This is a genomic window from Limnobacter sp. 130 (assembly GCF_902506325.1).
Classification (GTDB): Bacteria; Pseudomonadota; Gammaproteobacteria; order Burkholderiales; family Burkholderiaceae_B; genus Limnobacter.
The window spans coordinates 310,583-317,834 of the sequence record NZ_LR732333.1 but is presented as its reverse complement, the minus strand read 5'-3'; the positions used below and the strand labels follow the sequence as shown (position 1 = coordinate 317,834).

The following is a 7,252-nucleotide window of genomic DNA, read 5'->3' as shown; positions in this document are numbered from 1 at the left end:
ACATACGAGATACCCAGCCCATAATTTACTGAATCATAAGAATTACTTCCTCGAAGCCCCGGCGCGGACAACGTCAACTCTAAGTCGTTATAGCCGAGGCTACCGTAGATTCGAAAATTCTCATCTCCCAACGGGTAGGTGCCCACTAAATTCAAACCCAAATAACGATCAACCTCAATAACCGCCCCAGCCAAATTTCCTTTACTTTGACCTTGCCCCAAACGGCCCTCTAAAGCGACAAATCGATTAACTCGAAATCCGCCCACAACTGACAGAGTAGAAAGGTCAACAGAAACACCATCAGATTGAATATCTATGTTCGAATAAGAACCACCCATGTACAAACGACTTTTGTCCAAGGTCATGGACATGGCCGAAACAGGCAGTAAAAGAGCTGAGGCGAGAATTAGTTTTTTCATGCAGACATTACTCCTAGAGACAAGTCTGCACTATAGATTAATTTACTTTTGTAAGTAATTTACTCATTTTGGGGGTTGTGTCGTCACTTGAAATAAGCACCCTGTTCTAGTTGCACCTACTACTGTGCGCTGAGACTACCAAACAAGGCTTTGGCTTTCGACTTGGTATTGTCTGAATCGGCACCCAACGCAATGGCGGTGAACATCACGGGGCCTTCCGGCAATTCTTTGCCGAAGGCTTTCCGCGCGTCGGCCTGCAAATCCCTGTTCTCGGAAATCAAGCCGGAGGCGCTTGCAGCATCACGAATCACGATGTTTTTCACTCGATCGGTGTAGGGGTTGTCAAACACTTGCCCTGTTTTCTCACCTGGCGTTCCCCACACATAACACAAGGTTGCAGCGGGCAAACGCTCACCGGATAAAGTACGCGCCGCAGCCAAAGCGAGGCGAGTTCCCAAACCGAGTTTTCCTTCATCAATCTGAATAAAGGTACACACCTTCGCTCCGGCATCGTCGCCTGCCTTGGTTTGTAAATTGGCCTTGGTCGGCTGCATCAATACTTGCCAATCCCAACTCAAAGTTTTCAGCACCACCGGCTTGGAAAACGGATGCACCAAGGTCCCGTAGGCCATATCAGCCTCCGCTTGCAACACCGTCTGATCACCCTGCTTCAACAGTTTGAATTGAGTATGCGCAGCAATATCCGGGTGGTACTGCGCCTTCCAGGGTGCAGGAATTCCCGCAGCGGGTTCCGCAGGCCAAGGCTTCAATGAACTGATGTCCTGAGCATTCACACCACTCAACACACCCATCAAAGCAAGCAATGCAGGTACTTTAAAAACACGTGCTTTTCGCGCCAAAATGATCATAAAAAAACCTTTCGTCATTTCTATTCAGTCGCTTGATAACGCACTGGCCAATCAACAGGTAAACAACCCAATTCAATCGCCCGGTCGAGATCAGCGGGTTCATCGATGTCCAATTGCGAAGGCAACCACACAGCAGACAAGTGTTGCTGCTGCAGTGCCGCGCGGGTTTGCTCAGCCACACTGGCGGTACCCCATGCAATGGAGGCAGAGAAAATTTCAGGCACATTGCGGTTGCACGCCAGGGCCACATAACCGCCATCGTGTGCGGGCACAAACGCCAGTCCGCACTGCCTGGCGGCTCTTTGCAATTCATGCAAATCGGCCTGGGTAAACTCGATCGCATCTGGCCCCAGTAGCAACACCAGTTCACTGCGCTTTAAATGAGTTTCAACGGCAGTTTGCATTCGTTTGCCCAAATGCCCTTCTGGCTGCACACAACGCTGCACTGCCCTGCCACGCAGCAACTCAGCCCATTGCTGATCGCTTCCGCCGTCGGTCCACAAGACCACGTTCATGCCTTGTAGTTTATCCAAGGTACTCAACAACAGGTATCGCGCAAATGCGGCGCATTGTTCAGCACCGAGCAATGGCGCCAATCTTGTTTTAACTCGCCCAGGGTACGGGTACTTGGCAAATACGGCCACCGTCAAAGGTGACTTTTGCCGAGTGTCTGCATACAGCTTTGCCAAAGTCTCAGCAGACACACCGCGCCAATACAAAAACCGGAAACGCCACATCAATAGAATAGTTGCCCAAGCACCATTTAAATCCCAGCGACGCCCCGAGGTGAATACCGGAGAGGAAATGGCAAGGAATTGTCGCGGTGCAACTCGCTTCAGGCGCTTGCACAATTCAATGTCTTCCATCAAAGACTGATCCGGAAACCCCCCAACGCGATTGAAAAGCGCTCGGCTAACAAACAAGGCCTGATCACCTGTACCAATTTTGCTGAGCCTTGATCGACGATTCATGAACCAGGCCACCACGGGCAACCAGGCACTTTTGCCTTCGATGCGCACGTCAAACCGACCCCATAGGCATTCATTCAGTTTCGTCAAAAAAGCCGACCAGGCTTCAGAATTCAACGCGGTATCGGCATGTAAAAACAAAAGAACCTCGCCACCGGCTCGAGCCGCACCCGAATTCATTTGTTGCGCCCGCCCCTTACCGCTTTGAATTGCAGTCACTTGCGGGTGAACAGCCAACAATTGCAAGGTGGCCCAACTGTGGTCAGTGGAGCCCCCATCGACCAACAACAAATCGTCGCCCTGCCTCAGCAGTTCAATAAGTGCATGAATTCGAACCGACAATGAATCGTCACCGGGGCCCGGCACCTCGTTGTACACCGGCATGACGATAGAGACAAAAGGCATGTGCTGCCGCAGCCTTAAAAGAACAGGGAGGCCAGTCCCAGGAAGATGAAAAAGCCCATGCTGTCGGTCGTGAATGTCAACAGCACCGATGAACCCATGGCAGGATCACGGCCCATTTTCTCAAGTCCCAATGGAACCATGACCCCAATCAAGGAACCAACCAAAAGGTTTAGCATCACTGCGAGTGTCATCAACAAACCCAACATGACCGCATTGGGCGACCCGAAGTACAGCCCCCAGGCCGCCAGGCCCGCCACACTGCCCCACACCAATCCATTCAACCCGGCGATCGCCAGTTCTTTTTTCAACAGCAACTTGAAGTTGGCTGCCGTGACCTGACCCAATGCCAGGGAGCGGATCATCAGGGTCATGGTCTGGTTGCCCGAATTACCTGCAATGCCAGCCACAATCGGCATCAGGGTGGCCAAGGCCACCACTTTCGCAATTGTGCCTTCAAATGTATCGATCACACGACTGGCAAAAAATGCAGTGCAAAGGTTCAAACCCAACCACAACCACCGGTTTTTGGCCGACTCCCACACCGACGCAAACAAGTCTTCTTCTTCACGCAAACCGGCGCTCGAGAGCAAATCAGCTTCGCTTTCTTCACGAATCACGTCCACCACTTCGTTCACGGTCAAACGGCCGATCAACTTGCCCGATGGATCGAGTACAGGGGCAGACACCAGGTCGTATCGCTCGAAAGCCTGGGCAGCCTCGTAGGCATCATCTAGTGCCGACAACATCAGCACCTCACGACTCATGACCTCGCTCACCAGTGTTTCCGGTTCGTTCACCAGCAAGCGGTCCAAGGGCAAACTGCCCTTGAAATGATCCACGCGGTCAACCACAAACACCTGGTCGGTTTGATCAGGCAGCTCGTCAAACCGGCGCAAGTAACGCAGCACCACTTCAAGCGTTACGTCGTCGCGAATGGTCACCATGTCGAAGTCCATGCGCGCACCCACGGTGTCTTCGGGGTAGCTCATGGCGGCGCGCAATTGTTCGCGCTCCTCAAGGCTCAAGCTGCTGGCCAGTTTCTCCACCACATCGCGCGGCAGGTCGGGGGCAAGTTCCGCAATTTCATCGGCATCAAGCGACTCAGTGGCAGCGAACAGTTCTTCGCTGTCCATGGACTTGATCAACGTTTCCCGAACTGCATCACTCAACTCGAGAAGAATGTCACCGTCGCGGTCAGAACGGACCAAGCCCCACACCAACATACGGTCTTCTTGCGGCAGGCTTTCAAGCACATAAGCCACGTCTGCGGGGTGCAACAAATACAACTTGTTGCCAAGTTCGGTCAGGTGTTGGCGGTGCACCAGCTCCTCGACCAAACTTTGCCGCTCGGGATTTACGGTAGTTTGCTGATTGTGAACAACACTCTCGATTACTCTTTGTTTGCGCAACATGGCCTGCACTTCGGCCAAAGCCCGCTGTGCATCATCGAGATCATGAGGCAGCTCGATGACTGGCTCTTGATCGTGATAATCGATGTTTTGTTCGCTCAAAGCAAAATTCCCGAAAGCGGTTTAAAAGAACTGAAAAGCTACAACTGCCACCAGCGTAGGGGCAAGTGCGGCTAAAAACAACTTGCCAGCATTAATTGATCCATCGTTGAAATACTTTTGCAAAATGGCAAAGCCTGCAGGGTTTGGCGCGTTGGCAATTACGGTCAAACCGCCACCCGTTACCGCGCCAGCCACCAGCGCATACTTAAACTGGTCATTCACGCCCTCGACCAGCGAACCAAGATAGGTCAGTGCCGCGTTGTCGGTAATCGCTGTCAATGCAGTTGCCCCATAGTAAAGCGCGGTCGGGCTCATGCCCTTCAATGTGTCTTGCAGCCACCACGCTTGCATGCCTCCCAACACCACCAAGCCTGCCAGGAAAAACGCAACCATCAAACCTTCTTTCAAAATCAATTTGTCTTGATAACGGCTGTAAGCCGACGTGTAACCAAGGAAGAAAAGAAATAAACCCATGAACATGGCTGCGTGGTGAGCAAACACCACCACACCAACCAAAAATAGCAAGTGCGTAGCGATGACCCAAAATGGCATGTCTTCTTTGGGGCCGTTTTCAGCGGGCTTTTTCATGGCTGTCAGTTCTTTGGCAAACAGAAAAGTGAGTGCCGTCGCATTCACAAACACGGCAATCGCTGCTTTCCAGCCAAACATGGTCAGCATGTACTGCATGTCAAAACCCCACTTGGCAGCCACCATCAGCACGGGGGGTGCGGCAAAAGGGGTCAATGTTCCACCGATTGAAATGTTCACGAAAAGTACACCCAATGTGCCGTACATCAACTTGTTGCTAATGCCCTGCGTGTAAAACCGGTCACGCAACAAAAAGGCGGCAAGGGTCATGGCCGCAGGCTCGGTGATGAAAGAGCCCAGCAGCGGCACAATCGACAAGGTGGTGAAAAAGTAAGCCACTTGCCTGTCGATCGGAATGAGCGATGCCACCACACGCACAATGCGACCAGCCAGCACCAGAATTGGCTTGCTTCCAGCAATCACCATGATGGCAAACACAAACAAAGGCTCGGTGTAATTGCGCGTGTCAATGTACTCAACGGCACCACTTTGCCCAATGATGAAAAACATGAACACCACAAGCACCATGGCCCAGAAACCAAATACGGCCTCGACCTCACCGAGCAAATGCCACAGGCCAGCGTGGTTGGGCTGCGTGTGCGCCAGGCGCTCAAAGTATTTGGTAGAAAAAGTATGAATGACTGCGATGGCAAACAAAATTGCGCCAATCAGTTCTATGGTGGTCGGGTTCATTTCACATCCCTTTTTGATTATTATTTATTTTTAGTCGGCAGAAAAAAGCACCGAGTCATGTGCATCAACCACTTTTGCCACGGGCACCCAGCCTCGCAAGCTATTGATCAACCACACTTCATCAGCGCGTTGCAAGTCTTGCACATTCAGTGTGGTTTGCCGAATCGTATTTTCCCTTAAAAGGCGCCCCCGCAACACCCCGGGTAACAAATAAGTATCGGCACTTTCACTAATTTGTGGCGTTAACCACTCGCCACCAATTTTCAGCACCACATTGCACCGGCAGGTTTCGGTAATCAAACCCTGGGGGCTGAAGAGGAGCACATCGAACGCGCCATTGGACTGATTCTGAAAATACGAATACTCAGGTCGATAGGTGGTTTTGTGAAGAACGAACTCGGGCTTGCCCCGCATGGGTGAATCAGCCAACCGCACAACAACGGGCAATGGATTCACATTGAATTCATGCAACTCGACGGTCAACTCACCCCGGGCATCCAGTAAACAACGCGCACGAAAAAGACCTTGGGCGTTCTCGCTTGCGATGTCTTCTAATTTCTGACGTATCAAGTGTTCTTCACACAGAAAAGAAAACCGATTGGCCGAAGCCGACATTCGACTGACATGCTCATCGAGATTGAGCCACTGCCCTTGTTCCAGGCGCAAGGTTTCAAGCACCTGAAAATCGCAAGTGGCTTCCCGTAGAAAAGTGGTTTTCTGCCACCACTCTTTTTTTTCATCTCGTGCTGTGGAATACCAGGTAATGCCGCTACCCACACCGTATTCCAACGCATCGGCTTGCTCTATAACTGTACGAATGGGCACATTGAAATGTGCATGGCCGCCCGGGCTCAACACGCCCAAAGCGCCGCAATACAATTTTCGTGGGGATCGCTCCCACTGCGAAATTCGCAGCATGGCCTGCGACTTGGGTGCACCAGTCACACTGCCGCAAGGAAACAAGGCCGCAAACAAATCGGCCAAAGTAGCATTTGGCAAAGTTCGCCCGGAAATACTGGACGTCATTTGGTCCACTGTGGGCAAATGCATCACATCGAAAAGCGAACGCACCTGCACCGACTTGGGTTGGCATATTTTGGCCATGTCGTTTCGCAACAGATCGACAATCATGACATTCTCGGCACGATCCTTTTCGCTGTCGCTAAGCACATCCAGACTACCCGCCACAGGTCGGCGGGTTCCCTTCATCGGCGCAGTCTGCAATTCGCTGCCATCCCAGCTAAAAAACAACTCGGGCGACAGGCTGATCGCATTGAATGTGCTTCCGCGCAAAAACAGACTTTGAGGTGCAGGCTGACTGGCATAGAGGTGCTGAAATAACGCCCACGCATCCAACTTGGGATTGTCTGCTATCAGCCGCGTCGTCAGGTTGATTTGGTAAAACTCGCCCGCCTCAATGGCCTGCTGCACCTGCTGGTAGGTGTCATGATAATTGTCGTAGTTTTGTTGATCCAGCCACGGCAACAATGCGTGGTCAAGAGGAAGACATTGCAAGTCACACATACCCAGCAAACTCACCTGAGTCGGCTCAAAGGCATGAAATTCCAGCAAGGGGAAGTCGGGTGAATCACAAACAATCAAGGCAGGATCGAATGCTGACGCAGCCTCGTAACTTAAGCCGCCCACCACATACAAACCTTGATTGGACAAATCGTGCGCTTGCTCGATCAAGGTGCGCACCTGACCTGGGTCAAAGGTACTGAGCACCCGAACAGGCTTGCCATGCGCCACACAAAGGCCATCCGCACCTTCGGCGTGAGTCATCCTGGCATGCCAAG

The 7,252-nt window shown here is 51.9% G+C and carries 6 protein-coding genes; all 6 read right to left on the bottom strand.

From position 1 onward, the window contains the following. Positions 1-419: porin family protein (locus tag FRIGORI9N_RS15410; RefSeq protein WP_159572929.1), on the bottom strand; the 419-nt coding region annotated here is incomplete at its 3' end. Between the two features lie 119 nt (positions 420-538). Further along, positions 539-1,288, bottom strand: a complete 750-nt coding sequence (locus FRIGORI9N_RS15405) for a DUF3047 domain-containing protein (RefSeq protein WP_159572927.1) — start codon at positions 1,286-1,288, stop codon at positions 539-541. A gap of 20 nt (positions 1,289-1,308) precedes the next feature. Continuing rightward, the gene (locus FRIGORI9N_RS15400) at positions 1,309-2,661 is read right to left on the bottom strand and encodes a TIGR04283 family arsenosugar biosynthesis glycosyltransferase (protein ID WP_159572925.1); all 1,353 of its coding nucleotides are present in this window, start codon (positions 2,659-2,661) and stop codon (positions 1,309-1,311) included. Positions 2,662-2,675: 14 nt separating this feature from the next. Further along, positions 2,676-4,172: a magnesium transporter gene (gene mgtE / locus FRIGORI9N_RS15395; RefSeq protein ID WP_236550925.1), complete on the bottom strand. Its 1,497-nt coding sequence runs from the start codon at positions 4,170-4,172 to the stop codon at positions 2,676-2,678. A 21-nt stretch (positions 4,173-4,193) separates the two neighbouring features. After that, positions 4,194-5,453 carry a putative Na+/H+ antiporter gene (locus FRIGORI9N_RS15390; protein WP_159572923.1) on the bottom strand — a complete coding sequence of 420 codons (1,260 nt, stop codon included), beginning with the start codon at positions 5,451-5,453 and terminating at the stop codon, positions 4,194-4,196. Between the two features lie 30 nt (positions 5,454-5,483). After that, positions 5,484-7,238: a chorismate-binding protein gene (locus tag FRIGORI9N_RS15385; protein WP_159572921.1), complete on the bottom strand. Its 1,755-nt coding sequence runs from the start codon at positions 7,236-7,238 to the stop codon at positions 5,484-5,486. Between the last annotated feature and the right edge of the window lie 14 nt (positions 7,239-7,252).

Excerpts from the sequence above, each read along its gene's own strand:
- FRIGORI9N_RS15405 (WP_159572927.1), bottom strand. The coding sequence starts at position 1,288 with ATGATCATTTTGGCGCGAAAAGCACGTGTTTTTAAAGTACCTGCATTG.
- FRIGORI9N_RS15400 (WP_159572925.1), bottom strand. The coding sequence starts at position 2,661 with ATGCCTTTTGTCTCTATCGTCATGCCGGTGTACAACGAGGTGCCGGGC.
- FRIGORI9N_RS15390 (WP_159572923.1), bottom strand. The coding sequence starts at position 5,453 with ATGAACCCGACCACCATAGAACTGATTGGCGCAATTTTGTTTGCCATC.
- FRIGORI9N_RS15385 (WP_159572921.1), bottom strand. The coding sequence starts at position 7,238 with ATGACTCACGCCGAAGGTGCGGATGGCCTTTGTGTGGCGCATGGCAAG.